Source organism: Pseudenterobacter timonensis (assembly GCF_900021175.1).
Classification (GTDB): Bacteria; Pseudomonadota; Gammaproteobacteria; order Enterobacterales; family Enterobacteriaceae; genus Enterobacter; species Enterobacter timonensis.
In genome coordinates this window covers 159,175-185,236 of sequence record NZ_FCOP01000007.1, presented here as the reverse complement: position 1 = coordinate 185,236, position 26,062 = coordinate 159,175, and the positions used below count along the sequence as shown (strand labels likewise).

Below are 26,062 nucleotides of genomic sequence, written 5' to 3'. Positions count from 1 at the left end.
GGGCAAAAGGCGTTAGAAGTGTTGCGAGGCGGGAGGCGTAATGGCGCCAAAGTCATTAATCGCCGTCCAGACCGCTTCCCCCGTGGTCGGGCCGGGCAGCTGGCGTTGTTCTCCTGGCCCAATCATCCCCGGCTCAGGGATCTCTTTTCCTGCCACGCGTAGACTGCTTAAAGAGATAAAGTACGGCGTGGGGTTAATCATGGTGACGCCGGTGGCGGTGCGGGAAAAGGTAATTTTCTTCCAGGCCGTCTCCGCGCCGCTGGTCAGATTTGCGGGGCGAAAGAAAATTTTGAATTTCGATTTAATATTTATCTGTAATTGGTTATTGCTCCCTTTTGGCTTCGGCGAAATGGTCTTTACGTTCAGCCAGAAAACGGATTCACGATCTTCCGGCAGCGGCGCGCCGGTATATTGTATACGCAGAGAGTTAGTCTGTTCCGGGTCGAGTCTGAACAGCGGCGGCGTAGCAATAAACGGCGGTTCGGATGAATTATTCCGATCGCTGTTTTCTACCCATGACTGAATAAGATAGGGAGTATCACTCTCCTTATTTGTCACCGAAAAAGCCACCTCCTTACTTTCCTGCGGATAAACAACGCGGGTCCCGCCCATAACTACGCCGGCGAGCGCCGCAGGAGAGGCGATCAGCAAAAATGAGAGCATCAGACTCGTTAAGCGTTTCATTGAATTAGTCCTGAAGGTGGCAGATAAAAAATCAGTTATAAACCATCAAGAAATTAGAGACGGCGTTCGCAGCGCCTGCTTCAACAGCTTGCCCGTCGGTAGCGTAATTCGCGTAGAACACCAGTTCGGCGGTCCCATCGGCTTTTGGCTCTACCGCCTTCGAAACCGTACCGGGTTTAATTTGGGTGGTACCATCCTCTTGCATCAGCTTTACGCCTACGCCAGTTGCTGAATCCGCGCCGGGCGTCACCTGGAAAAGCGTGCTATTGTTCGCATCCTTCGGGCCATCAAACAGGACGGCGACGCTTGTTACAGAATCCGGACACTCCTCGACGTTAATCTTAAATTCGCGGCGGGTTGTCTCATCATGTTCATTGAAATAGCTTTTTGCCCAGGCACCCAGTTCAACCTGTTTGTTCTTCGAGTCGGGAGTAACATCACAGGACATTTCGGTAATTTTGCCGGTAAAGTTCACCACCCCACCTGCACCCTGAGTGCCCTGATCGTTATTCAGCGCCGTATCAACACCCGACCCTGCGGCATTCGCAGCCAAAGGTGCTGCAAGCAGTATGCCCGCTGTAAATAATACCTGGGTCAGCTTATTTGCTTTCATTCAAAATTCTCCCTCTGTCGAGATATAACAGAAAACGCATCCTGTAACGCCATACAGAAATAACCATAAAGTAGCGAAACACAGCCAGAAGAAGATATTCAGGGCAGGAGACGCAACCTCATTAAATAAAAAATGGGTTCCATCCCAATAATGGCAATCCCTGGTCCTTGCAGTTAAGCAAGAGAAAAACAGAGATAACGCGTTGCAGCTTTGACAGATAAAATTCACTGCTACAAATTCTTCTACAACTTATTTATGGCTCCCTCAAATCCGTCAATAAATAAATGGTAGATCAATTTAAAATTGAGATCTATGTCTGCCAGGGGGCATAACAGGCGGGGAAATTAACAACGAGTATACAAAATTAACATTTTTTGCTTAACAAAGCTGATAATGACGCAGCTCGCAATTTCCTTCCTGAACTAAAAGGAGTCAAACTGATCAATGTTTGATCAACTTTTTTTCTCAATGCAAAAGAATAAATCATTGTTAATCACGATTGGACTTGAATTTTATGCTACCAAACATAAGTATTGCAGAAGAAATACTTATTGATCAGCAATTGATCGTTTGTGATATTCTGTTAAAAGCCGTGGGCAATATTTAACTTAATCTAAATTTAATGCTAAACAGTCGATTCCGCACAATTCAGCAAAAAAATTTTTTTAATATGAAAAACGCAGGATTCCCACCCTTTTTAATAACCTGAAATATACACTTAAAAAACATAAAATAAACATAACGTCAAATTTTATGCTGTGTATAAAACTATCTCCTAAAACTACTCACCCTTCATTTCTGATACAGCAACGCTTCCTGCGGTACATTTTTTGTGCGATTCGCGACGCGCTTCGCTTAACCAGCGCTTATCGTTTTCCGGGAACTTTGGTCCTACCAATGCTGAGCAAAATCTGCCTCCTGTTCACAGTTTGATCGTTATACCTCACAAAGCCATTGCCTTAATGCAACATTTGCTTAACCATTCATTGTCATTAACCCTACATATTGGCAGGACCACCTTTACGATACTGGCCTTGTGAAGCGGAGCAGAGACTCGGCACGAAACGGTAGAGGTGATCCTCAGGAGACCTGCAATGAGCCTCTGGCAACAAAACTATGACCCGGCTGGCAATATCTGGCTGTCGAGTCTTATCGCATCGCTACCCATTCTCTTTTTCTTCTTTGCGCTGATTAAGCTCAAGCTGAAGGGCTATCTCGCTGCGACCTATACCGTTGTCATCGCGCTGCTGGTGGCGCTCTTCTTCTACAAAATGCCGGTCGACCGCGCGCTGTCGTCGGTGGTGTATGGCTTCTTCTACGGTCTGTGGCCCATCGCCTGGATTATCATCGCCGCCGTCTTTGTCTATAAGATCTCGGTCAAAACCGGCCAGTTCGACATCATCCGCTCGTCGATTCTCTCCATTACGCCGGACCAGCGCCTACAGATGCTGATTGTCGGTTTCTCCTTCGGGGCATTCCTGGAAGGGGCGGCGGGCTTTGGCGCACCGGTGGCGATTACCGCCGCGCTGCTGGTGGGGCTGGGCTTTAACCCGCTCTATGCCGCTGGCCTGTGCCTGATCGTCAATACGGCCCCGGTCGCCTTTGGCGCGATGGGTATTCCCATCCTGGTGGCCGGACAGGTGACCGGGCTGGACAGCTTCCAGATTGGCCAGATGGTGGGTCGTCAGCTGCCTTTCCTGACTATCATCGTGCTCTTCTGGATCATGGCGATTATGGATGGCTGGCGCGGCATTAAGGAGACCTGGCCCGCGGTAATGGTGGCAGGCGGCTCTTTTGCCATCGCGCAGTATCTCAGCTCAAACTTTATCGGCCCGGAGCTGCCGGACATCATCTCGTCGCTGGTGTCGCTGGTCTGCCTGACGCTGTTCCTCAAGCGCTGGCAGCCGGTGCGCATCTTCCGTTTCGGCGATATGGGCGCCTCCCAGGTTGATCAGACGCTGGCCCGCACCCGCTATACCCCGGGCCAGGTGATCCGCGCCTGGTCGCCCTTCCTGTTCCTCACCGCGACCGTGACCCTGTGGAGCGTGCCGCCGTTTAAAGCGCTCTTCGCCCCCGGCGGCGCGCTGTATGACATGGTGATCAATATTGCCGTGCCGTTCCTGGATAAAACCGTCGCCCGTATGCCGCCGGTGGTTCACGACGCCACCCCTTATGCAGCGGTCTTTAAGTTTGACTGGCTTTCTGCGACCGGTACGGCAATCTTCGTGGCGGCGCTGCTCTCCATCATCTGGCTGCGCATGAAGCCTGCCGCCGCGGTGCAAACTTTCGCCAGCACGCTCCGGGAGCTGGCGCTGCCGATCTACTCCATCGGTATGGTGCTGGCCTTTGCGTTTATCTCCAATTACTCCGGCCTCTCCTCCACGCTGGCTCTGGCGCTGGCGCATACCGGCCATGCGTTTACCTTCTTCTCGCCGTTCCTCGGCTGGCTGGGGGTCTTCCTTACCGGTTCGGATACCTCGTCTAACGCGCTGTTTGCCGCGCTGCAGGCCACCGCCGCGCAGCAGATTGGCGTCTCGGACGTGCTGCTGGTGGCGGCCAACACCACCGGCGGCGTGACCGGCAAGATGATCTCGCCGCAGTCTATCGCCATTGCCTGTGCCGCGGTGGGTCTGGTGGGTAAAGAGTCGGATCTGTTCCGTTTCACCGTCAAACACAGCCTGATTTTCACCTGCATGGTGGGCGTCATCACCACGCTGCAGGCCTACGTCTTAACCTGGATGATTCCATGATAGTGATGCCCAGACGCCTGTCCGACGAGATTGCCGCTCGCGTACGGGCGCTGATTGAAGAACAACAGCTGGAGGCGGGCATGAAATTGCCCGCTGAACGACAGCTTGCGGCGCAGCTTGGCGTCTCGCGCAATTCACTGCGCGAAGCGCTGGCGACGCTCATCAGCGACGGGGTGCTGCTCAGTCGTCGCGGCGGCGGCACCTTTGTGCGCTGGCAGCATGACGACTGGTCGGAGCAAAACATCGTCCAGCCGCTCAAGACGCTGATGGAAAACGACCCGGACTACAGCTTCGACATCCTCGAAGCGCGGCATGCCATCGAGGCCAGCACCGCCTGGCATGCGGCGATGCGCGCCACGGCGGGAGATAAAGAGAAGCTAAAGGCCTGCTTTGAAGCGACCCAGAGCAGCGACCCGGATATCGCCTCGCAGGCGGATGTACGCTTTCATCTGGCCATTGCCGAAGCATCACACAACATTGTGCTGCTGCAGACCATGCGCGGCTTCTTCGACCTGTTGCAATCCTCCGTGAAGCAGAGCCGTCAGCGTATGTATTTAGTGCCCCCGGTCTTTGCACAGCTTACCGAACAGCACGAAGCGGTGCTTAACGCCATCCTCGCGGGGGATGCCGACGCCGCCCGCAAGGCGATGATGGCGCATCTCGGCTTCGTCCATACCACCATTAAACGATTCGATGAAGATCAGGCCCGGCAGGCGCGTATTACCCGTCTGCCCGATGACCACGACCTTCCCAGGGAGAACAAAGCATGATTATTTCCGCAGCCAGTGACTACCGCGCCGCGGCGCAGCGCATCCTGCCGCCGTTTCTGTTCCACTATATTGATGGCGGCGCGTATGCCGAATATACCCTGCGCCGCAACGTGGAAGATCTCTCTGAGGTGGCCCTGCGTCAGCGCGTACTGAAGAATATGTCCGATCTGAGCCTCGAGACGAAGCTATTTAACGAAACGCTCTCCATGCCGGTGGCGCTCGCCCCGGTGGGCCTGTGCGGTATGTATGCCCGTCGCGGAGAGGTGCAGGCGGCAGCGGCGGCGGATGCCAAAGGCATCCCCTTTACGCTCTCTACCGTCTCCGTCTGCCCTATTGAGGAGGTGGCGCCGACCATCAAGCGCCCGATGTGGTTTCAGCTCTATGTGCTACGCGATCGCGGCTTTATGCGCAACGCGCTGGAGCGTGCCAAAGCGGCGGGCTGCTCGACGCTGGTCTTTACCGTCGATATGCCGACGCCGGGCGCCCGCTACCGTGACGCTCACTCCGGCATGAGCGGTCCGAACGCGGCGATGCGCCGCTACTGGCAGGCGGTGACCCATCCGCAGTGGGCCTGGGACGTGGGGCTGAACGGTCGTCCGCACGACCTGGGAAATATCTCCACCTATCTCGGTAAACCGACCGGCCTGGAGGATTATATCGGCTGGCTGGCGAATAACTTTGATCCCTCTATCTCATGGAAAGATCTGGAGTGGATCCGGGAGTTCTGGGACGGCCCGATGGTGATCAAGGGGATTCTTGATCCTGAGGACGCGCGCGACGCGGTGCGCTTTGGCGCCGACGGGATTGTGGTCTCTAACCACGGCGGCCGCCAGCTTGACGGGGTGCTCTCCTCCGCCCGCGCGCTGCCCGCCATCGCCGACGCGGTGAAAGGCGATATCGCTATTCTGGCCGACAGCGGCATTCGCAACGGGCTGGATGTGGTGCGTATGATCGCGCTGGGCGCCGACAGCGTACTGCTGGGCCGCGCCTGGCTGTATGCGCTGGCGACCCACGGCCAGGCCGGGGTGGCGAATCTGCTGAATTTGATCGAGAAAGAGATGAAGGTGGCGATGACCCTGACCGGGGCGAAATCTATTAGCGAAATCAGCAAGGAGTCGCTGGTGCAGGAGCTGAGCAAGCTACCCGCCGCGCTGGCGCCGCTGTCGCAGGAGAGTGCGGCGTAGGCCCCTCACCCTAACCCTCTCCCCATAGGGGAGAGGGAACCGTTCAGTGCAGTTTTCTGCCCCTCACCCTAACCCTCTCCCCATAGGGGAGAGGGAACCGTTCAGTGTCGTTTTCTGTCCCTCACCCTGGCCCTCTCTCCATAGGGGAGAAGAAACCGTTCAGTGCAGTTTTCTGCCCCTCACCCTGACCCTCTCCCCATAGGGGAGAGGGAACTGTCTGGCACCGTTTTCTGCCCCTCACCCTGGCCCTCTCCCCATAGAGGAGAGGGAACCGTTTAGTGTCGCTTTCTGTCCCTCGCTCTGGCCCTCTCCCCGTTGGAGAGGGCAACGTCTGGCGCAAGGTTTAGAGACGCGCTCGATCCGCTTTTCCCCCTCTCCCCTATGGGGAGAGGGCCGGGGTGAGGGGAACCGCTCCGCACGATCTGGCATCCTTTCCCCGTTATGCTATTCTGCCCGCGCAATTAAGGGGGCAGAATGCTTAACATCGTTTTATTCGAACCAGAAATCCCGCCTAACACCGGCAATATCATTCGGCTTTGCGCGAATACCGGTTTTCGCCTGCATATCATTGAGCCGATGGGCTTCACCTGGGACGACAAGCGCCTGCGCCGCGCAGGGCTGGATTACCATGAATTTACCGCCGTCATTCGCCATCACGATTACGCCGCTTTCGCACAAGCCGAAAACCCGCAGCGCCTCTTCGCCCTGACCACCAAAGGTACCCCTGCCCACAGCGCGGTGAGCTACCAGGAGGGCGACTATCTGATGTTTGGCCCGGAGACGCGCGGCCTGCCGGCTTCCATTCTCGATGCTCTGCCCGCTGAGCAGAAAATCCGTATTCCGATGATGCCGGACAGCCGCAGCATGAATCTCTCTAACGCGGTGTCGGTAGTGGTCTATGAGGCGTGGCGGCAGCTGGGCTACCCGGGAGCGGTGTTGCGCTCGTGATAGAACGCCATGCCCGGTAAACGCAGCGCCACCGGGCGGGTTATCAGATGCCGTCGCCGTACTCGAACGTATGGTGGATCCCGTTAAAATGCTGATCCATGTCCATCGACGGCTTATCGCTGTCCGGCTTGCCGACAATGCGCGCCGGCACGCCCGCGGCGGTGGTATGCGGCGGAACGGGCTGTAACACCACGGAGCCTGCGCCAATCTTCGCGCCGCGCCCCACTTCGATATTGCCGAGGATCTTGGCGCCTGCACCAATCATCACCCCTTCGCGGATCTTCGGATGGCGGTCACCGCTGGTTTTACCCGTCCCGCCGAGAGTGACCGATTGCAGAATCGAGACGTCATCCTCAATCACCGCCGTTTCACCCACCACAATGCCGGTGGCATGGTCGAGCATAATGCCGCGCCCTATCGCCGCCGCCGGGTGAATATCCACCTGGAAGGTCACGGAGACTTGATTTTGCAGGAAAATAGCGAGTGCGCGACGCCCCTCTTTCCATAGCCAGTGGCCGATGCGGTAGGCCTGTAACGCATGAAACCCTTTCAGGTAGAGGAGCGGCGTGGAGTATTTATCCACCGCCGGATCGCGGGTGCGCACCGCCTGGATATCACAGGCGGCGGAGGCGATCATCTCCGGGTCGGCGGCGTAGGCCTCTTCCACCACCTCACGAATGGCGATAGCGGGCATAATGGGCGAGGCAAGTTTATTGGCAAGAATGTAGCTTAGCGCGCTACCGAGATTTTCATGTTTTAGCAGCGTCGCATGATAGAAACTGGCAAGCATGGGCTCACAGTCGGCCAACGCCCGGCCTTCTGCTTTGATATTTTTCCAGACGATTTCCAGCTCTTCACACGGCATTGCTTACTCCAGACGTAACAGAACGATCGGCCAGTCTCTGCTGGCCGTATCGTGGGATGGCTAACCTTCCCGATTAATGACTGCTGCGCTCGTCCTTGCGCGCGCGACCTAATAAGGTTAATGCTGCCTCGCGCGCGTTTTTTCCGCAATACAATACCTGATAAATTTCCTCGGTTATTGGCATTTCGACGCCAAAACGGTGCGCCAGTTCGCGAACCTCTTTGGTGTTACGATAGCCTTCCACCACCTGGCCAATCTTCTCCTGCGCGCTGTTAACATCCATGCCCTGGCCGAGCATCATGCCAAAGCGGCGGTTACGCGACTGGTTATCGGTACAGGTCAACACCAGATCGCCTAAGCCCGCCATGCCCATAAAGGTGGACGGATCGGCACCCAGCGCCGCGCCAAGACGCGACATCTCGGTCAGGCCGCGGGTGATGAGCGCGGTACGGGCGTTGGCGCCAAAGCCAATACCGTCCGACATGCCCGCGCCGATGGCGATGACGTTTTTGACCGCGCCGCCCAGCTGGACGCCAATAAAATCGGGATTGCTGTAGACGCGAAAGCTTTTCCCGCAGTGCAGCAGCTGCTGCAGATCCTCGGCGAACGCCTGGTCGGTTGAGGCGAGCGAGATGGCGGTCGGCAGCCCTGCGGCCAGCTCTTTCGCAAAGGTGGGACCGGAGATCACCGCCAGCGGAATTTCATCCCCCAGCGCTTCGCGGGCCACATCCTGCAGCAGGCGGCCCGTCTCGGCCTCCAGCCCTTTCGTCGCCCAGACCACGCGCGCATCTTTGCGCATCAGCGGCTTAATCTGGCGCAGCACCTCGCCAAAGACGTGGCTTGGCACCACCACCAGAATATTGCGGCTGGCGGCCAGCGCGGTGGCGAGATCGCTTTCAAGGTGCAGTGAGTCGGGGAACGGAACGTCAGGAAGAAACGCCACATTGCAGCGGTCGGCTTGCAGCGTCGCGATATGTTTAGGATCGTGGCCCCATAGCACCACGTCGTGACCATTTCTCGCCAGGGTGATGGCGAGAGCGGTGCCGTAAGAGCCGGCACCGATCACTGTCATAGAGGCATTAACAGTACTCATCAGGCATCCTGATGTTGTTGAGCACCTTCGCCAGCTTGCTGCTGCAGATAGTTCATGAACAGCGCATCAAAGTTAACCGGCGCAAGGTTCAGTTGCGGGAATGTACCGCGGGAGACCAGGCTGGTGATGCATTCGCGGGCATACGGGAACAGGATGTTCGGGCAGTATGCGCCCAGGCAATGCGCCATCTGGTTGCCATCGATGCCGCCGATGGAGAAGATGCCGCCCTGCTGTACTTCGCACAGGAATGCGGTCTCTTCTCCCAGGGAGGCGGTAACGGTCACGCGCAGTACGACTTCATACACATCTTCTGCCAGCTGGGTAGAAGCGGTATCCAGATCAAGTTTAACCTCTGGCTGCCAGTCTTTCTGAAAAACATGCGGCGCATTCGGCGCTTCGAAAGAGACATCTTTGGTATAGATGCGCTGGATCTGGAAAGTCATCTCGGTGCTATTTTGTTCTGACATGAAAATACCCTTTTTAATTGTCCTAATGTCTCTTAGCGCAGCAGCGGATCGAGCCCGCCGCGCGCGTCGAGCGCATACAAGTCGTCACAGCCGCCAATGTGCTGCGCATCGATAAAAATCTGTGGAACCGTGGTACGGCCGCTACGCTTGATCATCTCTTCACGTTTTGCCGCATCGCCATCAATCGGCAGCTCCTGGAAGCTGACGCCTTTGCTGCTCAACAGCGCTTTAGCGCGATGGCAAAATGGGCAGGTCGCTTTGGTATAGATTTCAATATTGGCCATAACTACATTCCTCTTATTTGCCGCGAACTAAAGGCAGGTTCTCGCCGCTCCAGCCGGAGATGCCCTCTTTCAGTACAAAGACGTTGGCAAAGCCCGCTTTGTTAAGCGCAGCTGCCGGCTCTTGCGCCTGCATGCCGGTACCGTCCACGACGATGATCGGCTTGTCTTTGTGCTTCTCCAGTTCGCCAACGTTGTTAGCTTTGATTTCGGTCGGCAGCAGGTTAATCGAACCCGCAATGTGACCTTTACGGAAGTCATCACGCTGACGCAGATCCACGACCACCGCGTCCTCTTTGTTGATAAGACGCGTCGCTTCACCGCGGGTGATTACCTTAACTTTAGACGTCAGGCTCTTAAATGTGGTGAAAAGCACGGCTGCCAGTAGACCAATCCACGCGATACTCAATACCGGATGGCGACTAACAAATTGCATAATTTCTTGCATGGGGGGTAACAACTCCCGACTGAGTAATTAAAAAACCAGGACAGGAGTATACCTGCGCGTTGTGGCAAATACAGCCAGCGACATGAAGCTAATCTATTTTCTGCGGCATGCCACGAAAAAAAAGCGTAAAAATCACCTCGCGCTCCGCCAGCCGCAGCGCTTTCTTTGATCTTCTGCGGCTATTTGATCGATTCAGCTGTAGTAAAATTACGCAAATTTTTTGACTCTTGAGCATGAGGTTGTCGCAATGTCGGTTTCTAAAAAACCTATGGTACTGGTGATTCTGGATGGCTATGGCTACCGGGAAGAACATCAGGATAACGCTATTTACAGTGCTAAAACCCCGGTCATGGATGCGCTGTGGGCTAAACGTCCGCACACCCTGATCGATGCTTCCGGTCTGGAAGTGGGCCTGCCGGATCGCCAGATGGGCAACTCCGAAGTAGGACATGTGAACCTCGGCGCAGGCCGCATCGTTTATCAGGACCTCACTCGCCTGGACGTAGAGATCAAAGAACGTACTTTCTTCGCCAATCCGGTCCTGACCGGCGCCGTGGATAACGCGGTCGCGGCGGGCAAAGCGGTGCATATCATGGGCCTGCTCTCTGCGGGCGGCGTACACAGCCACGAAGATCACATCATGGCGATGGTCGAACTGGCGGCGGAACGCGGCGCAGAAAAAATCTACCTGCACGCTTTCCTCGACGGTCGCGATACCCCGCCGCGCAGCGCGAAATCCTCCCTGCAGACCTTTGAAGATAAGTTTGCCGCGCTGGGTAAAGGCCGCGTTGCCTCTATCATTGGCCGTTACTATGCCATGGACCGCGACAACCGCTGGGATCGCGTTGAACAGGCCTATGACCTGATGACCCTGGCCAAAGGCGATTTCCAGTTCGCGACGGCGGTGGAAGGTCTGGAAGCCGCCTATGCGCGCGATGAGAACGACGAGTTCGTTAAAGCGACCGTAATTCGTGCGGAAGGTCAGGCCGATGCGGCGATGGAAGATGGCGATGCGCTGATCTTCATGAACTTCCGTGCCGACCGCGCCCGCGAAATCACCCGCGCGTTTGTTAACGCCGACTTCGGCGGCTTTGCCCGTAAGAAAAGCGTGAAGCTCAATTTCGTGATGCTGACCGAATATGCCGCAGACATTAAAGTCGCATGCGCCTACCCGCCGGCTTCCCTGGCGAACACCTTTGGCGAGTGGATGGCGAAGCATGACAAAACCCAGTTGCGCATCTCCGAGACTGAAAAATATGCGCACGTTACCTTCTTCTTCAACGGCGGTGTAGAAGAGCCGTTTAAAGGCGAAGATCGCATTCTGATCAACTCCCCGAAAGTGGCGACCTACGATCTGCAGCCGGAGATGAGCTCCGCCGAGCTGACCGAAAAACTGGTTGCCGCTATCGAAAGCGGCAAGTACGACACCATCATCTGTAACTACCCGAACGGTGACATGGTCGGCCATACCGGGGTGATGGAAGCGGCAGTGAAAGCGGTTGAAGCGCTTGACCATTGCGTGGAGCAGGTGGCGAAAGCCGTTGAATCCGTTGGTGGCCAGCTGCTGATCACCGCTGACCACGGCAACGCCGAGCAGATGCGCGATCCCTCCACCGGCCAGGCGCACACGGCGCACACCAACCTGCCGGTGCCGCTGATCTACGTGGGCGATAAAACGCTGAAAGCGGTGGAAGGCGGTAAGCTTTCCGACATCGCGCCGACCATGCTCTCGCTGATGGGCATGGAAATCCCGCAAGAGATGACTGGCAAGCCGCTGTTCATCGTGGAATAATCCCTCCCCATGAGGGGAAAGGCGATTTTTTCAATCACATGGGTCGTGAAGCCGCTACGGTTTTCAGTCAGGCCTCTGTTGTACGCCAGCGCGCTCAGCGCTGGCGTATTGCTGTGCGCGCCATTCGCCCACGCGGACGACCGCGATCAGCTTAAATCTATTCAGGCCGATATCGCCGCCAAAGAGCGCGCGGTACGCCAGCAGCAGCAACAACGTTCCGCGCTCCTGGCCCAGCTCAGGAAGCAGGAAGAGGCGATTTCCGCCGCCACGCGTAAGCTGCGGGAAACGCAAAACACCCTCACCCAGCTCAACAAGCAGATCGACGAGATGAACGCCTCGATCGCGAAGCTGGAGCGTCAGAAAGCGATTCAGGAACGTAATCTCGCCGCCCAGCTCGACGCCGCCTTTCGCCAGGGTGAACATACCGGTATCCAGCTCATCCTGAGCGGCGAGGAGAGCCAGCGCGGCCAGCGTCTGCAGGCCTATTTCGGCTATCTCAACCAGGCCCGTCAGGAGACCATCGCTCAGCTTAAGCAGACGCGTGACGAGGTGGACAGCCAAAAAGCCGAGCTGGAGACAAAGCAGAGCCAGCAGCAGACGCTGCTCTACGAACAGCAGGCGCAGCAGGCCAAACTTGAGCAGGCGCGTAACGAGCGTAAGAAAACCCTCGCCGGGCTGGAGTCCTCCATCCAGGCGGGCCAGGCGCAGCTAAGCGAACTGCGCGCTAACGAATCCCGCCTGCGCAACAGCATTGCCCGGGCGGAAGCCGCCGCCAGAGCACGCGCCGAAAAAGAGGCGCGCGAGGCGCAGGTGGTGCGTAATAAGCAGCAGGAAGCCTCCCGCAAAGGCACTACCTACAAACCAACCGAAAGCGAACGCTCCCTGATGTCGCGTACCGGTGGCCTCGGCTCGCCGCGCGGCCAGGCCTACTGGCCGGTTCGCGGTACTCTGCTGCATCGCTATGGCGAACAGCTGCAGGGTGAGCTACGTTGGAAGGGGATTGTCATCGCCGCGTCAGAAGGCAGCGAGGTCAGAGCCATTGCCGATGGCCGCGTGATCCTCGCCGACTGGCTACAGGGCTATGGCCTGGTGGTGGTGGTTGAACACGGTAAAGGCGACATGAGTCTTTACGGTTACAACCAGAGCGCGCTGGTCAGCGTCGGCACCCAGGTTCGCGCCGGACAACCTATCGCCCTTGTGGGCAGCAGTGGCGGTCAGGGCCGCCCGTCACTTTATTTCGAAATTCGTCGCCAGGGTCAGGCGGTCAATCCACAGCCGTGGTTGGGAAGATAAGTTTTGCTTCAATTTCGTCACATCGTTTTTTCCGTCGTCAGCGCGCTGGCGCTGGCTGCCCCGGTTTACGCCGGTAAACTGGCGATCGTTATCGACGACTTTGGCTATCGGCCACATAACGAAAACCAGATCCTGGCGATGCCGCAGGCCATCTCCGTCGCCGTCCTGCCCAACGCGCCGCACGCGCGCGAAATGGCCACCAAAGCCCATAACAGTGGGCATGAGGTTTTAATCCATCTGCCGATGGCACCCATCAGCAAGCAGCCGCTGGAAAAAGATACCCTGCGCCCGCAGATGAGCAGCGATGAGATTGAGCGTATCATTCGCGAGGCCTACCAGAAGGTTCCCTACGCGGTCGGGCTGAATAACCATATGGGTAGCGCCATGACCTCCAGCCTGTTCGGGATGCAGAAGGTGATGCAGGCGCTGGAGCGGTATAATCTCTACTTTCTTGACAGCATGACCATCGGTAACAGCCAGGCGATGCGCGCCGCCCAGGGAACCGGGGTGAAGGTGATTAAGCGTAAAGTGTTCCTGGATGATACGCAGAACGAGGCGGATATCCGCGCCCAGTTCAACCGCGCGGTGCAGCTGGCACGCCGTAACGGGTCTGCCATTGCGATCGGGCATCCACACCCCTCCACGGTTCGCGTGCTGCAGCAGATGCTCCCCACGCTGCCGTCCGATATCACTCTGGTGCGGCCCAGCAGCCTGCTGAATGAGCCGCAAGTGGATACCTCCCGTCCGGTCAGCGAGCCGTCGCCGCAAACGACGCCGCGCAACCCCTTTAGCGGCGTGAAGCTCTGCGCGCCGAAGCAGAAGCCGGAGCCGGTCTATGCGACGCGTTTCTTCACCGTGCTGGGGGAAAGCATCCGTCAGAGCACGCTGGTGCACTATATTCAGCTGCAGTGGCAGGGATGGGGTAAAAAGGCGTAGATTCGCCGTGTAAGCGTCAGTATGTGACGCGCTAAAAGGTACAGAGATGCCGCAACAACAAAAAATTCTTCTGCTGGATACCGGAAACGAGTGGGGCGGAGGCACCAACAGCATGCTCGAGCTTCTCAAGCGCATCGATCGCGAGAAGTTTGCGGTGACCTGCTGTTTTTATCGCGACTATAGCCGCGCAGAGGGGCAGACCATCGGCCAGGTGCTGAACGCCATCGGTATTCCGTTGCTGGTGATCCCCCAGCGTAAACAGCCCGTCTGGGCGAAAATGATAAAAGAGCTGGGCCGCAGCCTGCTCTTCTTCTCGCGTGACGCCCGCAAAGCCTTTACCCGCCGCATCGATCGTCTCTGGCGCATTCAGCCGAACGTCAACGCGCTGGAAAAAATCCTGCGGGACGGCGGTTTTGATACGCTCTATATGAATAATCAGCCTGGCTCCAACGAAGAGGGTTACCTCGCTGCGGCGCGTGTGCCCGTTCGCGTGATCCAGCACTGCCGCATCGAGCCGGTGCTCACCCCCTCGCTCGTGAAGCTGGTGAACGCGCGCGCTGATAAGGTGATTGCCGTCTCCCACGGGGTGGAGCGTGTACTGCGCGAGCACGGCGTACAGGCGGGGCTCTGCGTTACGGTGAATAACGCGATAGATATCCACCAGCCGCTGCCGGATCGCGCGGCGATGCGCCAGCAGTTAGGGCTGGACGATGAGACCTTTGTATTTGGCAGCATCGGCTCGCTTATCCCACGAAAAGCGAATCATCACACCCTCAGCGCACTCGCCCGCTTTGCGAAGCGTCATCCGCAGGCGAAGTGGAAGATGATCCTGGTGGGTGCCGGACCGGAGCACGATGCGCTGGTCAGCCAGGCGGCCGGGCTGGGGATAGCGGAGCGGGTGCTGTTTACCGGTTTCCAGAATACCCCCTTTAATTATCTTTCTACCTTTGACGCCTTTATTCTGGCATCCAGTAGCGAAGGGCTGCCCAGGGTGGTGCTGGAAGCGATGCTGCTGAAGATCCCGGTGATTGGTTCCGCGGTGACCGGTACTGCCGAGCTGGTGGAACATGACGCGACGGGGCTGCTCTTCCCGTGGAGCGATACCGAACAGCTCTCCTCACATCTGGAGCAGGTGTGGGCAGACGACGCGCTGCGCGCGCGGCTGGTGAACGGCGCCCGGGAAAAGGTGTGCCGACACTATGCTATTGAAAATTATGTGGCTGGCGTTGAAGCCGTGCTAGACAATCCTTCCTGAAAACGAGACCGTTATGTTTAAATTTCTTAACGCCAGATACCGCCATATTACCGGTCGCCACAATATTCCTTACGCCTCGCTGCCGGCAGCGGATAAACGTATCGCCGTCGATTCGGTAGTGATCCCCTGCACCGGCGCAGACTTCGTGGAAGAAGCGCTCTTATCCGCCACCTTTGCGGAGCGTTATGCCACCGACGTGAGCGAAATCGTCATCGTGACCGATCAGCCGGAGTCGGCCTTTGGCGAGCTGCCCGCCAAAACGCGCGTGGTCACACTGGATCTGCCGCAGCGCGAAGCGAGCTATCGCTACAAGCAGATCTACCTCAGCCGCCTGGTGAAGCTGAACGCCCCGCTTCAGGCGCGTGGCGAAGGGGTGCTGATGATCGACTCCGACCTGAATCTGCTGCAAATGCCTGAAATTAAAATGACGGAGATGCATATCTATTCGAGCTTCCGTCAGGGCAAAATGATCGCCAAGCTCGACGGCGCGGCGCCTGAAAAAGTCCCCGCCTACTACAAAGAGACGGTACGCCCTTATCTGGTGGATCATGTGAACGGCGCCTTTCTGGCTGCGACGAAGAAAACCTGGCGGCGCATCTGCCCGCTGTGGCTGACGCTGTTCCAGGATACCTGGGAGCTGATGGATGATACCCAGCCGCCGACCGATCAGCTGCCGCTGGCGGCCCTGCTTGATATGCTCGATTTAAAAACCGTGAACCTCGGCGACTGGATGAACTGGCCGGTGTCGAAAAAAATCGGCGGCCAGGAGGCGGTGGTACCGAAAGAGGTGATCGGCGCACACGGCGGCTTCCCGCTTTCCGAGTGGCGAAAATACCTTGAATCAGCGGATAACAAGCTGCTGTTTAAAGGTCAGGACTACACCCGCAAGGTGCGCTATCTGACCGACGAAGAGAAGAAGAATCAGCAATGATTAAGGGGCCAGCGGCCCCTTTTTTCTTACTTATCCCAGCTCAAAATAACCTTCCCGGACTGGCCCGAACGCATGGCGTCGAAACCCTTCTGGAAATCGTCAATGCCGAAGCGGTGGGTAATGATCGGGGAGAGATCCAGGCCGGACTGGATCAGTGCCGCCATCTTGTACCAGGTTTCGAACATTTCGCGGCCATAGATGCCCTTGATGAACAGCCCCTTGAAGATCACCTTGTTCCAGTCGATGGACATATCCGACGGCGGAATACCCAGCATCGCGATACGCCCGCCGTGGTTCATGGTGTCGAGCATGGTGCGGAACGCCGGCGGCGCGCCGGACATCTCCAGACCGACATCAAAACCTTCGGTCATACCCAGCTCAGCCATCACGTCGGTGAGACTCTCTTTAGAAACGTCTACGGCGCGGGTGACGCCCATTTTGCGCGCCAGCTCCAGACGGTACTCGTTAACGTCGGTGATCACCACGTTACGCGCGCCGACATGTTTCGCCACTGCCGCCGCCATAATGCCAATTGGGCCTGCACCGGAGACCAGCACATCTTCTCCAACCAGATCGAACGACAGCGCGGTATGCACCGCATTGCCGAACGGATCGAAGATGGAAGCGAGTTCGTCGGGGATATTGTCCGGGATTTTGAAGGCGTTGAAGGCCGGGATCACCAGATACTCCGCAAAGCTGCCCGGGCGGTTTACGCCCACGCCGACGGTGTTGCGGCACAGGTGGGTGCGCCCGCCGCGGCAGTTACGGCAGTAGCCGCAGGTGATATGGCCTTCGCCGGAGACGCGATCGCCAATCTTAAAGCCTTTCACCTCCTGACCGATGCCCACCACTTCGCCCACATACTCGTGACCTACTACCATCGGCACCGGAATGGTTTTTTGCGACCACTGGTCCCAGTTGTAGATGTGCACATCCGTTCCGCAGATGGCGGTTTTACGGATTTTAATCAGCAGATCGTTATGACCGACTTCCGGCTCCGGCACGTCGGTCATCCAAATCCCTTCTTCCGCTTTCAGTTTGGATAACGCTTTCATTACACGTCCTCAGGCGATGACGCCCAGCTGTTTACCGATGCGGGTGAAAGCTTCCACCGCACGTTCAATTTGTTCAGGCGAGTGCGCCGCGGACATCTGGGTGCGGATACGCGCCTGACCTTTCGGCACCACCGGATAGAAGAACCCGGTGACGTAAATCCCCTCTTTTTGCAGTTCGCGGGCAAACTCCTGCGCAACGACCGCGTCGCCCAGCATTACCGGGATAATGGCGTGATCGGCGCCCGCCAGGGTAAAGCCGGCGGCAGTCATCTTCTCGCGGAACAGACGGGCGTTGGCCCACAGGCGATCGCGCAGATCGCTGCCTTTCTCAACCATCTCCAGCACTTTGATGGAAGCCGCGACAATCGCCGGGGCCAGGGAGTTGGAGAAGAGATAGGGGCGGGAGCGCTGGCGCAGCCACTCCACCACCTCTTTGCGCGCCGCGGTGTAGCCGCCGGAGGCGCCGCCGAGCGCTTTACCCAGCGTGCCGGTGATGATGTCCACGCGGCCCATTACGTCGCAGTATTCGTGGGAGCCCCGGCCGTTTTCGCCGACAAAGCCCACCGCGTGGGAGTCATCGACCATCACCAGCGCGTCATATTTATCTGCAAGATCGCAGACGCCCTTCAGGTTGGCGATCACGCCATCCATAGAGAAGACACCGTCGGTGGCGATCAGTACATGGCGGGCGCCCGCCTCGCGCGCCTCTTTCAGCCGTTCTTCCAGTTCCGCCATATCGTTGTTGGCGTAGCGGAAGCGCTTCGCTTTGCACAGGCGCACGCCGTCGATGATAGAGGCGTGGTTCAGGGCATCGGAAATAATCGCATCTTCCGGGCCGAGCAGGGTCTCAAACAGGCCGCCGTTAGCGTCAAAACAGGAGGAGTAGAGAATGGCATCTTCCATGCCGAGGAAGTCGGCCAGTTTCTTCTCAAGCAGCTTATGGCTGTCCTGGGTGCCGCAGATAAAGCGCACCGAAGCCATCCCGAAACCGTGGCTATCCATACCCTGCTTAGCAGCGGCGATCAGATCCGGATGGTTCGCCAGCCCCAGATAGTTGTTGGCGCAAAAGTTGATCACATGGCTGCCGTCCGCGACGGTGATATCCGCCTGCTGCGCGGATGTGATAATACGTTCTTCTTTGAACAACCCTTCCGCCCGGGCGGTTTCAAGGTCGCTGTTTAACTGTTTGTAAAAATCACCACGCATTGCAATTCTCCAGACTCGGCAAATTTCGGCACATATTACCCAAAGCTATACATTGATACGAGATGACGCATCATCTGTTCTCGTTTTTGCAGCATAAATCACGTGTAACATTTATTACACATACATAAAACGATTCTGAATACCTCAAAGCGGCAAACGAAGCGATCCCCGGGCGCACAGATAACCCAGTGGCTGGCAGCCAACGCCGAGGTAGCCTGAAGGATAAAGTGTATGTCGGTGAATGGCTGAAGGGCCGCCAGAGTAATGATATGATATGGCTATTAGCGTTCGGGATTCTCCCTGGGCTTTCTACTTCAAAGGTTACAGTTATGATCATCGTTACCGGCGGCGCGGGCTTTATCGGCAGCAATATTATTAAAGCCCTCAATGACAAAGGCATCACCGATATCCTGGTAGTGGACAACCTGAAAGATGGCACCAAGTTTGTTAACCTGGTGGATCTGAACATTGCCGACTACATGGATAAAGAAGATTTCTTAATCCAGATTATGGCGGGCGAAGAGTTCGGCGATGTCGAGGCCATCTTCCATGAAGGCGCCTGCTCCTCCACCACCGAGTGGGACGGTAAGTACATGATGGATAATAACTATCAGTACTCCAAGGAGCTGCTGCACTACTGCCTGGAACGTGAAATCCCGTTCCTGTACGCCTCCTCTGCCGCCACCTACGGCGGGCGCACCTCCGACTTTATCGAATCCCGCGAGTATGAGCAGCCGCTGAACGTTTACGGCTACTCAAAGTTCCTGTTCGATGAGTATGTGCGCAAAATTCTGCCGGAAGCGAACTCCCAGATTGTGGGCTTCCGCTACTTTAACGTCTACGGACCGCGTGAAGGTCATAAAGGCAGCATGGCAAGCGTGGCGTTCCACCTGAATACCCAGTTGAACAACGGCGAAAGCCCGAAACTGTTCGAAGGCAGCGACGGCTTTAAGCGCGATTTCGTCTACGTAGGCGACGTGGCCGCCGTAAACCTGTGGTTCCTGGAAAACGGCGTGTCCGGCATCTTTAACCTGGGAACCGGTCGCGCGGAATCTTTCCAGGCGGTGGCCGACGCGACGCTGGCCTACCACAAAAAAGGCAGTATCGAATACATCCCGTTCCCGGATAAGCTGAAAGGCCGTTACCAGGCGTTCACCCAGGCCGATCTGACCAGGCTGCGCGCGGCTGGCTACGACAAGCCGTTCAAGACCGTTGCCGAAGGGGTGACGGAATATATGGCCTGGCTGAACCGCAACGCGTAAGGCAGATAACCGATGAGAATACTGGTGGTGGGTCCGTCATGGGTGGGCGACATGATGATGTCGCAAAGTCTCTATCGCACGCTCAAGGCGCGCTATCCCCAGGCGATTATCGACGTGATGGCACCCGCGTGGTGCCGTCCGCTGTTATCGCGCATGCCGGAAGTCAACGAGGCGATCCCGATGCCGCTCGGCCACGGGGCGCTGGAGATAGGCGAGCGGCGTCGGCTCGGCCACAGCCTGCGTGAGAAACGTTACGATCGCGCTTATGTGCTGCCGAACTCGTTTAAGTCGGCGCTGGTCCCCTTCTTTGCCGGTATTCCTCACCGCACCGGCTGGCGCGGCGAGATGCGCTACGGGCTGCTTAACGATGCGCGGGTGCTGGATAAAACGGCATGGCCGCTGATGGTCGAACGCTACGTCGCCCTCGCCTACGATAAAGGGGTGATGCAAAGCGCCAAAGATCTGCCGCAGCCGCTGCTCTGGCCGCAGCTGCAGGTTAACGACGGCGAAAAATCGCAAACCTGCAACGCGTTCGGGCTCTCCTCTGAGCGCCCTATGATCGGCTTCTGCCCCGGGGCGGAGTTTGGTCCGGCGAAACGGTGGCCGCACTATCACTATGCGGAACTGGCGAAACAGCTGATTGACGAAGGTTACCAGGTGGTACTGTTCGGCTCGGCGAAAGATCACCAGGCGGGCAATGAAATCCTCGCCGCGCTCAGCATCGAGCAGCAGGCCTGGTGCCGTAACCTGGCGGGAGAGACCCAGCTCGAGCAGGCGGTGATCCTGATTGCCGCCTGTAAAGCGGTGGTGACCAACGACTCAGGGCTGATGCATGTCGCGGCCGCCCTGAACCGCCCGCTGGTGGCGCTCTATGGCCCCAGCAGCCCGGACTTTACCCCACCGCTCTCGGATAAAGCGCGCGTGATCCGCCTGATCACCGGTTATCACAAAGTACGTAAAGGCGACGCGGCGGAAGGCTACCACCAGAGCCTGATCGATATCACGCCGCAGCGCGTGCTCACTGAGCTGAATGAACTGCTGTTACAGGATGAAGGGTAACGGATGCGAGTCCTGATCGTTAAAACCTCGTCCATGGGCGATGTACTCCATACTCTCCCGGCGTTAACCGACGCGGCACGCGCCATTCCCGGCATTCGTTTTGACTGGGTTGTGGAAGAGGGCTTCGCCCAAATTCCGACCTGGCATAAGGCGGTAGATCGCGCGATTCCTGTGGCTATCCGTCGCTGGCGCAAGGCCTGGTTTTCCGCGCCGGTGCGAGCGGAGCGCAAGGCGTTTCGTGAAGCGGTTCGCGCGCAGCGCTACGACGCCATCATCGACGCGCAGGGGCTGATTAAAAGCGCCGCGCTGGTGACCCGTCAGGCTCGCGGCGTAAAGCATGGTCTGGACTGGCACTCCGTCCGCGAGCCGCTGGCGAGCCTGTTCTATAACCGTCGTCATCATATCGCTAAAGAGCAGCATGCCGTCGAGCGAATCCGCGAGCTGTTCGCAAAAAGCCTTGGCTATCAAAAACCCGATGCGGCGGGCGATTACGCTATCGCACAACATTTCCTGCACGATGCGGCCTCTCCTGTAGAGCCTTATCTGGTGTTCCTGCATGCGACGACCCGCGACGAGAAGCACTGGCCGGAATCAGACTGGCGTAAATTGATTGAACTAATGCAGCCAACCGGTATCCATATTAAACTCCCCTGGGGTGCGCAGCATGAGCACCAGCGTGCCGTACGCCTGGCGGCGGGCTTTTCCCACGTCGAGGTCTTGCCAAAACTGACGCTGGCAGAGGTGGCGGCGCAGCTGGCGGGCGCACAGGCGGTTGTCTCCGTCGATACCGGATTGAGTCACCTGACTGCGGCGCTGGATCGCCCCAACATCACCCTTTTTGGCCCGACCGATCCCGGACTGATTGGCGGCTACGGTAAAAACCAGCATCAGATGGTGAGTCCTACAAAGCGGATGGGAGACATTACCGCGGATGAGATTTTTACATTTTTGCAGGACAACCAGCTGCTCTCCAACAGGGATATTTAACCCATGAGTTATGTATTTCTGCTGATTTTACTATTGCCGGTAAAGCTTATCGGCAAGCTGTTCCGAAAAGATACCGGTAAAAATCTGGTGATTCAGACGGCAAAAATTGGCGACTTTATCAATGCCACACCGCTTCTCGCTTATCTGCAAAAAAGCGATGTGCTGATTAGCCGCAGCGTGAGCGCGCTGGCAAAGCATGACGACACCATCGAAACCGCTTTTTTTATCGAACAGCATAAGCGCGGGTGGTGGCGTAAGCTGCGTTTCGCCTGCCGCATTATGAACCGCTACGATAATGTCTATTTGCTGCAACCCAACAGCGTTAATCTCTTTTTCGCCGCGGTCTGTAACGCCAAAAATAAGCAATTTTTAAGCACTTACACCCGCAGGTGGTATCACGCTATTTTCTATGCCACGGCGGATGGCACCGTTAATCACGGCAAGCGAACGCTGTCGGTGACGAACTATCTCCAGCTGGCAAACCGCAATCTGAGCTGGCAGGACTCACCAAAACATGCCACCAGACCGCTGTTTAAGCCTGCCGTCTATCCGGAGATTCTGGATAAGCCCGATGTTATCCGCATCGGCATCAGTATCTCCGCAGGTAACAAAGCCAAAACCGTGCCGCCGGCGATCTGGAAGCGTATCGTTGACCATCTGGCCGATTTGCCATGCCAGTTTTATGTCTTCGGCGCGCCAAACGAACAGCCGTGGCTGGATGACATTACCCGCGCCTATGGAGAAATTCCCAATTTTATCAATATGATTGGCAAGATTTCCCTGGAGGAGCTGCCGTGGGCAATATCGAAAATGGACTGCTATATCGCCTCTGACTCGGGAAATATCTACATCGCCGACGCGGTGGGCGTGCCGGTGGTGTTACTGTTTGGGCCATGCTGCCATTATGAACAGCGGCCTCTAGGCAACGTGCTTTTAATTGGCGATGACAAGAATATTAACTCCTACGTTTTTGAAACCCGCTATTACTTCAGCCAGCCTAAGGAAGAGCTGTTTGAGGTAAACGATCGGGACCTGAACAGGATCAGCGACCTGCTAAAAGCAGTTGTAGAGAATAAAAACGAATCCGCTAAGGCTTAAGATGGGAACGCTTACCAAGCAGCTGTATCGTTACACTCATAAAAGAAATATGCGCCACAATGAAAATCTTTGGCCTTTTGTTAAGATTAAGCGCAATGAACAGGGAGAAATCACGGCGCTCAGCTATAAAGGTCAGCCGGTAGCGCTCACCTCCCTCTCCTCGCTGAAAGAGAAATATAGCGGAGAGATACTGCTCGCCGCGACCGGCCCCTCGATCAAAAAAATCGATTTTAGCGCGCTGCCCCCCTCCGTCACGCGGGCAGGGGTGAACGGGGCATGGCATCTGCACGGCGTGCTCAATTTTAGCCTCTATTTCGTGGTCGATATGACCTTCATCGACCGGCAAACGGCCCTGCTTAAGCGGATTATCAGCAATAAAAAGCTTATTTTTTTCACGACCGTGATGGGTGTAGTGAAGCTGATAAACCGTTTTTCGTATGAAAATATCCGCTGCCGGCTCGTGATTATTGAAGATATCTGCTACGAAACGTATAAACCTTCTCTGCAGCGCCACGAGCTTCGCCAGGTTTTTAAAGACAATCCGCAGATTGTTTTTTCAAAAACCGATCCAAATACCGCCTTTAGCCTGGACGTACGCCGCGGCGTGGTGGATGCAGGTACGGTGGTGTACTGGGCGTTGCAGGTATTATATTTTTTGGGGTTTTCGAAAATTTATATCGCCGGTTTAGATATGACCCATTTTTCTCAGCCGCGATTTTATGAGAACAGCGCAACGATGCTGCCTTCGTTTCTTGAAGATAAAGTACAGGATATCGTGCTGCCTGCCCTGACTCTGGCAAGCGAGCTTTTCTCTTCTGCACAAATCGAGGTAGTGAATCTCTCCACCGAGAGTGCGATACCATCTACTGTGTTTACCAGAAAGGATTTTACGGATGTATTCAAGTAAATTACAGCGTGCCACTTTTTACCCGTTTGCGGCTTTCATGTTTTTGAGCATGGTATTTTGCGGCGTTTCCCGGGTTAATCTCTTTTTTCACCTTGCGCTGATACTGTTTCTTATCACCATGGCGGTTGCAAAAGATGTCCGGGAGCGTTTTCTTAACGATAAGGAATTTTTACCCGCACTGGGGTTACTGGTCGCCTTTTTACTCTACTTTTCTCTCTCTAATCTTTGGGCCGAAACGTCACATTTAAGCTCAGCACTCAGCCACTCTTTTTACATTTTCATTTTTTTCTGCTTATACCGGCAGTGCGAGCTGGAAAATAAAAAGCGATATATTATCGGTGCCGCTTATTTCGGTATTATTGCGCTTACGCTTCTGACTTTAATTTATATCGATAAAACTCGCTTGCTTTTTAACCGCTTAAACGGAGCATTCCCTTATGCCCCTGATAATGTTATCGACCTTGGCGGCTATATGGCGTTGGGCATCATACTAAGCGCAATTCTGGTGCGTGAAACACGTAACTTCTGGTTTTATCTGCCGGCACCGTTGTTGCTGGTCGGTTTACTGTTAACGCAGAGTCGTGGTCCGCTTTTAGCGTTACTGGTATCAGTTGGTTTAGTATGCTGTGTTAAACCGAAATGGAACAGTAAATTGGCCTTTATGTCACTGGCACTAGTGCTGATTATTGGGATCGGCCTGTACTATAGCGGCTTTTTTGAAATGATATTAAGACGAGCCGAAGATTCTACGCGAGCAGGCTCCGTACGCTTGGGTATCTGGCAGCACGCCTTTGAAGTTGCTAAAGAGCGACTCTTTTTCGGCTGGGGCTTTAATAAAGAGCTTTCGTTTGTTAACGGCTTTAAACAGCATGTCACCACCACCCACAGCCTCTATTTTGGTGTGTTCCTGAAGGGTGGATTGATTGGGCTGGCGCTCTTTTTAGCAATGATCGTTTATGCCTTCAGGCAGTGCCTGCGCCACCTCGCGGCAGATCATAAGGCCGAAGTTGCGGTACTGGTTTTCGCGCTGGTCTTTTACTCGACGCAGGGGATGTTCGTTATCAGCAATCCGCGGGAATACTGGGTACTCTTCTGGATCCCGCTGGCGATTGTCTTCAGCACGCCGGTAAAAAACGTGCTGCAAAAATAGCTGACAGGCGCCGGTTATGCGGCGCCTTTTTTATACTGGTAGAACTCCGCCAGCGTCATTCCCTGCGTTTTATCGGCCAGCCAGCTAAAGAGTTGTTCCAGATCCTGATATAACCCGTCGATAGCCGCCTCATCTTTAAAGGTCGGGCTGCCGCCGGGCATAAATTCCGAGGAGTGCAGCATAAACTCCACATAATCGTTGCCCCGGGCCAGGCATTGCTGCGCCACACCGATCATCTGCTGCGCGTTGCCGCCGGACGGGCGCAGCCAGTTAACGGAGGGAGAACGGTATTTACCGCGCAGGCGATCGTATCCCTGCTTCACCGCATTCAGCCATGCGGGATGTTTATACTGAATGCTCATCGGCACTTCCAGCAGCGGGCTGTTGCCCGGCTTCGAAATCTCATCCACATCCATAAAATAGGCACGGTCAGGGAAATGCTGATAGTCAGTACCGCCGTTGCCCTGCGGGGCCCCCTTCGCATTGCGCCAGTTCACGCGCGGCGTGACGGAACAATCCACCTGATAACCCAGCTCAATCAGCAGTCTGGCGTAACGGCTGTCGAACGCCCAGCGTCCGGCGCGATGGCTCACCATTTTGGTCTGGAACGTCTCTTCCAGCAGGCGCGTCATATAGAACACCTTTTCGCGCATCACCTCGTCTGAATACTCAATCAGATAGGGCTGCCAGCGCCAGTCATCGCCGGTCAGATCGTGCTCCGGCGGGCTGTTCCAGGCGTGCAGGTGCATGCCCACCTCCCCCTGCCTGCGGGCAATCACGTCCTTCGCAAATTCAATAAATACCGGCTCGGTCGCCATTTCATAGTTAGTCAGCCAGACGGGTTTGAAACCAAATCGCTCGCACAGGGACTGGAAACGGCTGAGGTAGCGCGCATTTTCCGTTTTGATTTCACGATGGTTTTGCCAGAGATTATCGCCTTCTGTATCAATCGTGATGATAAACGCCGGTTTGGTCATAGTTTACCCGCCAGACATAAAAGTTAGCGCTATGTTACGCACTCTCCTGAC

Annotated in this window: 25 protein-coding genes; 15 read left to right on the top strand and 10 right to left on the bottom strand. The window is 56.2% G+C overall.

Annotation, left to right across the window (positions count from 1 at the left end; all coding sequences use genetic code 11):
• Positions 1-12 precede the first annotated feature (12 nt).
• The gene (locus BN3796_RS01900) at positions 13-684 is read right to left on the bottom strand and encodes a fimbrial biogenesis chaperone (protein ID WP_061706753.1); all 672 of its coding nucleotides are present in this window, start codon (positions 682-684) and stop codon (positions 13-15) included.
• A 31-nt stretch (positions 685-715) separates the two neighbouring features.
• Positions 716-1,297: a fimbrial protein gene (locus BN3796_RS01895; protein WP_061706752.1), complete on the bottom strand. Its 582-nt coding sequence runs from the start codon at positions 1,295-1,297 to the stop codon at positions 716-718.
• A 1,094-nt stretch (positions 1,298-2,391) separates the two neighbouring features.
• Here BN3796_RS01895 and lldP point away from each other — a divergent pair.
• The 4 genes from lldP (at position 2,392) to trmL (ending at position 6,949) form a co-directional block, all read left to right on the top strand.
• Positions 2,392-4,047: an L-lactate permease gene (gene lldP, locus BN3796_RS01890; RefSeq protein WP_061706751.1), complete on the top strand. Its 1,656-nt coding sequence runs from the start codon at positions 2,392-2,394 to the stop codon at positions 4,045-4,047.
• Positions 4,044-4,817, top strand: coding sequence for a transcriptional regulator LldR (lldR, locus tag BN3796_RS01885; RefSeq protein ID WP_061706750.1), 774 nt, complete (start codon positions 4,044-4,046; stop codon positions 4,815-4,817). The genes lldP and lldR overlap by 4 nt, the downstream gene beginning before the upstream one ends.
• A complete protein-coding gene (gene lldD, locus BN3796_RS01880) occupies positions 4,814-6,001 on the top strand; it encodes an FMN-dependent L-lactate dehydrogenase LldD (RefSeq protein ID WP_061706749.1) in 1,188 nt (395 codons plus the stop codon). The genes lldR and lldD overlap by 4 nt, the downstream gene beginning before the upstream one ends.
• Before the next feature lie 474 nt (positions 6,002-6,475).
• Complete coding sequence (trmL, locus tag BN3796_RS01875) at positions 6,476-6,949, top strand: tRNA (uridine(34)/cytosine(34)/5-carboxymethylaminomethyluridine(34)-2'-O)-methyltransferase TrmL (RefSeq protein WP_061706748.1); 474 nt, start codon at positions 6,476-6,478, stop codon at positions 6,947-6,949.
• A 43-nt stretch (positions 6,950-6,992) separates the two neighbouring features.
• On the opposite strand, the gene cysE is transcribed toward trmL, so the two are convergent.
• From cysE to BN3796_RS01850, 5 genes are all read right to left on the bottom strand, one after another.
• Complete coding sequence (cysE, locus tag BN3796_RS01870) at positions 6,993-7,814, bottom strand: serine O-acetyltransferase (RefSeq protein WP_061706747.1); 822 nt, start codon at positions 7,812-7,814, stop codon at positions 6,993-6,995.
• A 73-nt stretch (positions 7,815-7,887) separates the two neighbouring features.
• Positions 7,888-8,907 carry an NAD(P)H-dependent glycerol-3-phosphate dehydrogenase gene (gpsA, locus tag BN3796_RS01865; RefSeq protein ID WP_061706746.1) on the bottom strand — a complete coding sequence of 340 codons (1,020 nt, stop codon included), beginning with the start codon at positions 8,905-8,907 and terminating at the stop codon, positions 7,888-7,890.
• Positions 8,907-9,374, bottom strand: a complete 468-nt coding sequence (secB, locus tag BN3796_RS01860; RefSeq protein WP_061706745.1) for a protein-export chaperone SecB — start codon at positions 9,372-9,374, stop codon at positions 8,907-8,909. The genes gpsA and secB overlap by 1 nt, the downstream gene beginning before the upstream one ends.
• Positions 9,375-9,406: 32 nt before the next feature.
• On the bottom strand, positions 9,407-9,658 hold the full coding sequence (gene grxC, locus BN3796_RS01855) for a glutaredoxin 3 (protein ID WP_061706744.1): 252 nt from the start codon (positions 9,656-9,658) through the stop codon (positions 9,407-9,409).
• A gap of 13 nt (positions 9,659-9,671) precedes the next feature.
• On the bottom strand, positions 9,672-10,103 hold the full coding sequence (locus BN3796_RS01850; RefSeq protein ID WP_061706743.1) for a rhodanese-like domain-containing protein: 432 nt from the start codon (positions 10,101-10,103) through the stop codon (positions 9,672-9,674).
• 247 nt (positions 10,104-10,350) lie between these two features.
• On the opposite strand from BN3796_RS01850, the gene gpmM reads away from it, so the two are divergent.
• From gpmM to BN3796_RS01825, 5 genes are read left to right on the top strand one after another with little or no spacing between them, the layout of a single operon-like run.
• On the top strand, positions 10,351-11,895 hold the full coding sequence (gpmM, locus tag BN3796_RS01845) for a 2,3-bisphosphoglycerate-independent phosphoglycerate mutase (RefSeq protein WP_061706742.1): 1,545 nt from the start codon (positions 10,351-10,353) through the stop codon (positions 11,893-11,895).
• Between the two features lie 33 nt (positions 11,896-11,928).
• Positions 11,929-13,188, top strand: a complete 1,260-nt coding sequence (gene envC / locus BN3796_RS01840; protein ID WP_238379214.1) for a murein hydrolase activator EnvC — start codon at positions 11,929-11,931, stop codon at positions 13,186-13,188.
• 3 nt (positions 13,189-13,191) lie between these two features.
• Entirely contained in the window at positions 13,192-14,124 is a 933-nt protein-coding gene (locus BN3796_RS01835) for a divergent polysaccharide deacetylase family protein (RefSeq protein WP_061706740.1), read from the top strand.
• Positions 14,125-14,170: 46 nt separating this feature from the next.
• The gene (locus BN3796_RS01830) at positions 14,171-15,379 is read left to right on the top strand and encodes a glycosyltransferase (RefSeq protein ID WP_061706739.1); all 1,209 of its coding nucleotides are present in this window, start codon (positions 14,171-14,173) and stop codon (positions 15,377-15,379) included.
• Between the two features lie 13 nt (positions 15,380-15,392).
• Positions 15,393-16,310, top strand: a complete 918-nt coding sequence (locus BN3796_RS01825) for a hypothetical protein (protein WP_061706738.1) — start codon at positions 15,393-15,395, stop codon at positions 16,308-16,310.
• Between the two features lie 26 nt (positions 16,311-16,336).
• Here BN3796_RS01825 and tdh read toward each other — a convergent pair whose 3' ends face one another.
• Together tdh and kbl are read right to left on the bottom strand one after the other, a co-directional pair.
• Positions 16,337-17,365 carry an L-threonine 3-dehydrogenase gene (gene tdh, locus BN3796_RS01820; protein WP_061706737.1) on the bottom strand — a complete coding sequence of 343 codons (1,029 nt, stop codon included), beginning with the start codon at positions 17,363-17,365 and terminating at the stop codon, positions 16,337-16,339.
• A gap of 9 nt (positions 17,366-17,374) precedes the next feature.
• Positions 17,375-18,571 carry a glycine C-acetyltransferase gene (kbl, locus tag BN3796_RS01815; protein ID WP_061706736.1) on the bottom strand — a complete coding sequence of 399 codons (1,197 nt, stop codon included), beginning with the start codon at positions 18,569-18,571 and terminating at the stop codon, positions 17,375-17,377.
• A gap of 329 nt (positions 18,572-18,900) precedes the next feature.
• On the opposite strand from kbl, the gene rfaD reads away from it, so the two are divergent.
• Genes rfaD through BN3796_RS01785 form a run of 6 tightly spaced genes read left to right on the top strand, consistent with a single transcriptional unit; the run spans position 18,901 to position 25,034 of the window.
• Positions 18,901-19,833: an ADP-glyceromanno-heptose 6-epimerase gene (gene rfaD, locus BN3796_RS01810; RefSeq protein WP_061706735.1), complete on the top strand. Its 933-nt coding sequence runs from the start codon at positions 18,901-18,903 to the stop codon at positions 19,831-19,833.
• A gap of 12 nt (positions 19,834-19,845) precedes the next feature.
• The gene (gene rfaF, locus BN3796_RS01805) at positions 19,846-20,892 is read left to right on the top strand and encodes an ADP-heptose--LPS heptosyltransferase RfaF (protein WP_061706734.1); all 1,047 of its coding nucleotides are present in this window, start codon (positions 19,846-19,848) and stop codon (positions 20,890-20,892) included.
• Positions 20,893-20,895: 3 nt separating this feature from the next.
• Positions 20,896-21,879, top strand: a complete 984-nt coding sequence (rfaC, locus tag BN3796_RS01800) for a lipopolysaccharide heptosyltransferase RfaC (protein WP_061706733.1) — start codon at positions 20,896-20,898, stop codon at positions 21,877-21,879.
• A gap of 3 nt (positions 21,880-21,882) precedes the next feature.
• Complete coding sequence (locus BN3796_RS01795) at positions 21,883-22,977, top strand: glycosyltransferase family 9 protein (protein ID WP_061706732.1); 1,095 nt, start codon at positions 21,883-21,885, stop codon at positions 22,975-22,977.
• A 1-nt stretch (position 22,978) separates the two neighbouring features.
• A complete protein-coding gene (locus BN3796_RS01790) occupies positions 22,979-23,884 on the top strand; it encodes a hypothetical protein (protein ID WP_061706731.1) in 906 nt (301 codons plus the stop codon).
• Positions 23,871-25,034, top strand: coding sequence for an O-antigen ligase family protein (locus BN3796_RS01785; protein ID WP_061706730.1), 1,164 nt, complete (start codon positions 23,871-23,873; stop codon positions 25,032-25,034). The genes BN3796_RS01790 and BN3796_RS01785 overlap by 14 nt, the downstream gene beginning before the upstream one ends.
• 14 nt (positions 25,035-25,048) lie before the next feature.
• Here BN3796_RS01785 and BN3796_RS01780 read toward each other — a convergent pair whose 3' ends face one another.
• Positions 25,049-26,011, bottom strand: coding sequence for a polysaccharide deacetylase family protein (locus BN3796_RS01780; protein ID WP_061706729.1), 963 nt, complete (start codon positions 26,009-26,011; stop codon positions 25,049-25,051).
• Positions 26,012-26,062 lie beyond the last annotated feature (51 nt).

Bases quoted from the DNA above. Each gene is read 5' to 3' on its own strand.
- BN3796_RS01795 (WP_061706732.1), top strand. From the start codon at position 21,883: ATGAGTTATGTATTTCTGCTGATTTTACTATTGCCGGTAAAGCTTATC.
- gpmM (WP_061706742.1), top strand. From the start codon at position 10,351: ATGTCGGTTTCTAAAAAACCTATGGTACTGGTGATTCTGGATGGCTAT.
- grxC (WP_061706744.1), bottom strand. From the start codon at position 9,658: ATGGCCAATATTGAAATCTATACCAAAGCGACCTGCCCATTTTGCCAT.
- lldR (WP_061706750.1), top strand. From the start codon at position 4,044: ATGATAGTGATGCCCAGACGCCTGTCCGACGAGATTGCCGCTCGCGTA.
- gpsA (WP_061706746.1), bottom strand. From the start codon at position 8,907: ATGAGTACTGTTAATGCCTCTATGACAGTGATCGGTGCCGGCTCTTAC.
- rfaD (WP_061706735.1), top strand. From the start codon at position 18,901: ATGATCATCGTTACCGGCGGCGCGGGCTTTATCGGCAGCAATATTATT.
- cysE (WP_061706747.1), bottom strand. From the start codon at position 7,814: ATGCCGTGTGAAGAGCTGGAAATCGTCTGGAAAAATATCAAAGCAGAA.
- BN3796_RS01790 (WP_061706731.1), top strand. From the start codon at position 22,979: ATGGGAACGCTTACCAAGCAGCTGTATCGTTACACTCATAAAAGAAAT.
- trmL (WP_061706748.1), top strand. From the start codon at position 6,476: ATGCTTAACATCGTTTTATTCGAACCAGAAATCCCGCCTAACACCGGC.
- secB (WP_061706745.1), bottom strand. From the start codon at position 9,374: ATGTCAGAACAAAATAGCACCGAGATGACTTTCCAGATCCAGCGCATC.
- BN3796_RS01895 (WP_061706752.1), bottom strand. From the start codon at position 1,297: ATGAAAGCAAATAAGCTGACCCAGGTATTATTTACAGCGGGCATACTG.
- BN3796_RS01780 (WP_061706729.1), bottom strand. From the start codon at position 26,011: ATGACCAAACCGGCGTTTATCATCACGATTGATACAGAAGGCGATAAT.
- lldP (WP_061706751.1), top strand. From the start codon at position 2,392: ATGAGCCTCTGGCAACAAAACTATGACCCGGCTGGCAATATCTGGCTG.
- BN3796_RS01850 (WP_061706743.1), bottom strand. From the start codon at position 10,103: ATGCAAGAAATTATGCAATTTGTTAGTCGCCATCCGGTATTGAGTATC.
- BN3796_RS01830 (WP_061706739.1), top strand. From the start codon at position 14,171: ATGCCGCAACAACAAAAAATTCTTCTGCTGGATACCGGAAACGAGTGG.
- rfaF (WP_061706734.1), top strand. From the start codon at position 19,846: ATGAGAATACTGGTGGTGGGTCCGTCATGGGTGGGCGACATGATGATG.
- kbl (WP_061706736.1), bottom strand. From the start codon at position 18,571: ATGCGTGGTGATTTTTACAAACAGTTAAACAGCGACCTTGAAACCGCC.
- rfaC (WP_061706733.1), top strand. From the start codon at position 20,896: ATGCGAGTCCTGATCGTTAAAACCTCGTCCATGGGCGATGTACTCCAT.
- lldD (WP_061706749.1), top strand. From the start codon at position 4,814: ATGATTATTTCCGCAGCCAGTGACTACCGCGCCGCGGCGCAGCGCATC.
- BN3796_RS01825 (WP_061706738.1), top strand. From the start codon at position 15,393: ATGTTTAAATTTCTTAACGCCAGATACCGCCATATTACCGGTCGCCAC.
- BN3796_RS01785 (WP_061706730.1), top strand. From the start codon at position 23,871: ATGTATTCAAGTAAATTACAGCGTGCCACTTTTTACCCGTTTGCGGCT.
- tdh (WP_061706737.1), bottom strand. From the start codon at position 17,365: ATGAAAGCGTTATCCAAACTGAAAGCGGAAGAAGGGATTTGGATGACC.
- BN3796_RS01900 (WP_061706753.1), bottom strand. From the start codon at position 684: ATGAAACGCTTAACGAGTCTGATGCTCTCATTTTTGCTGATCGCCTCT.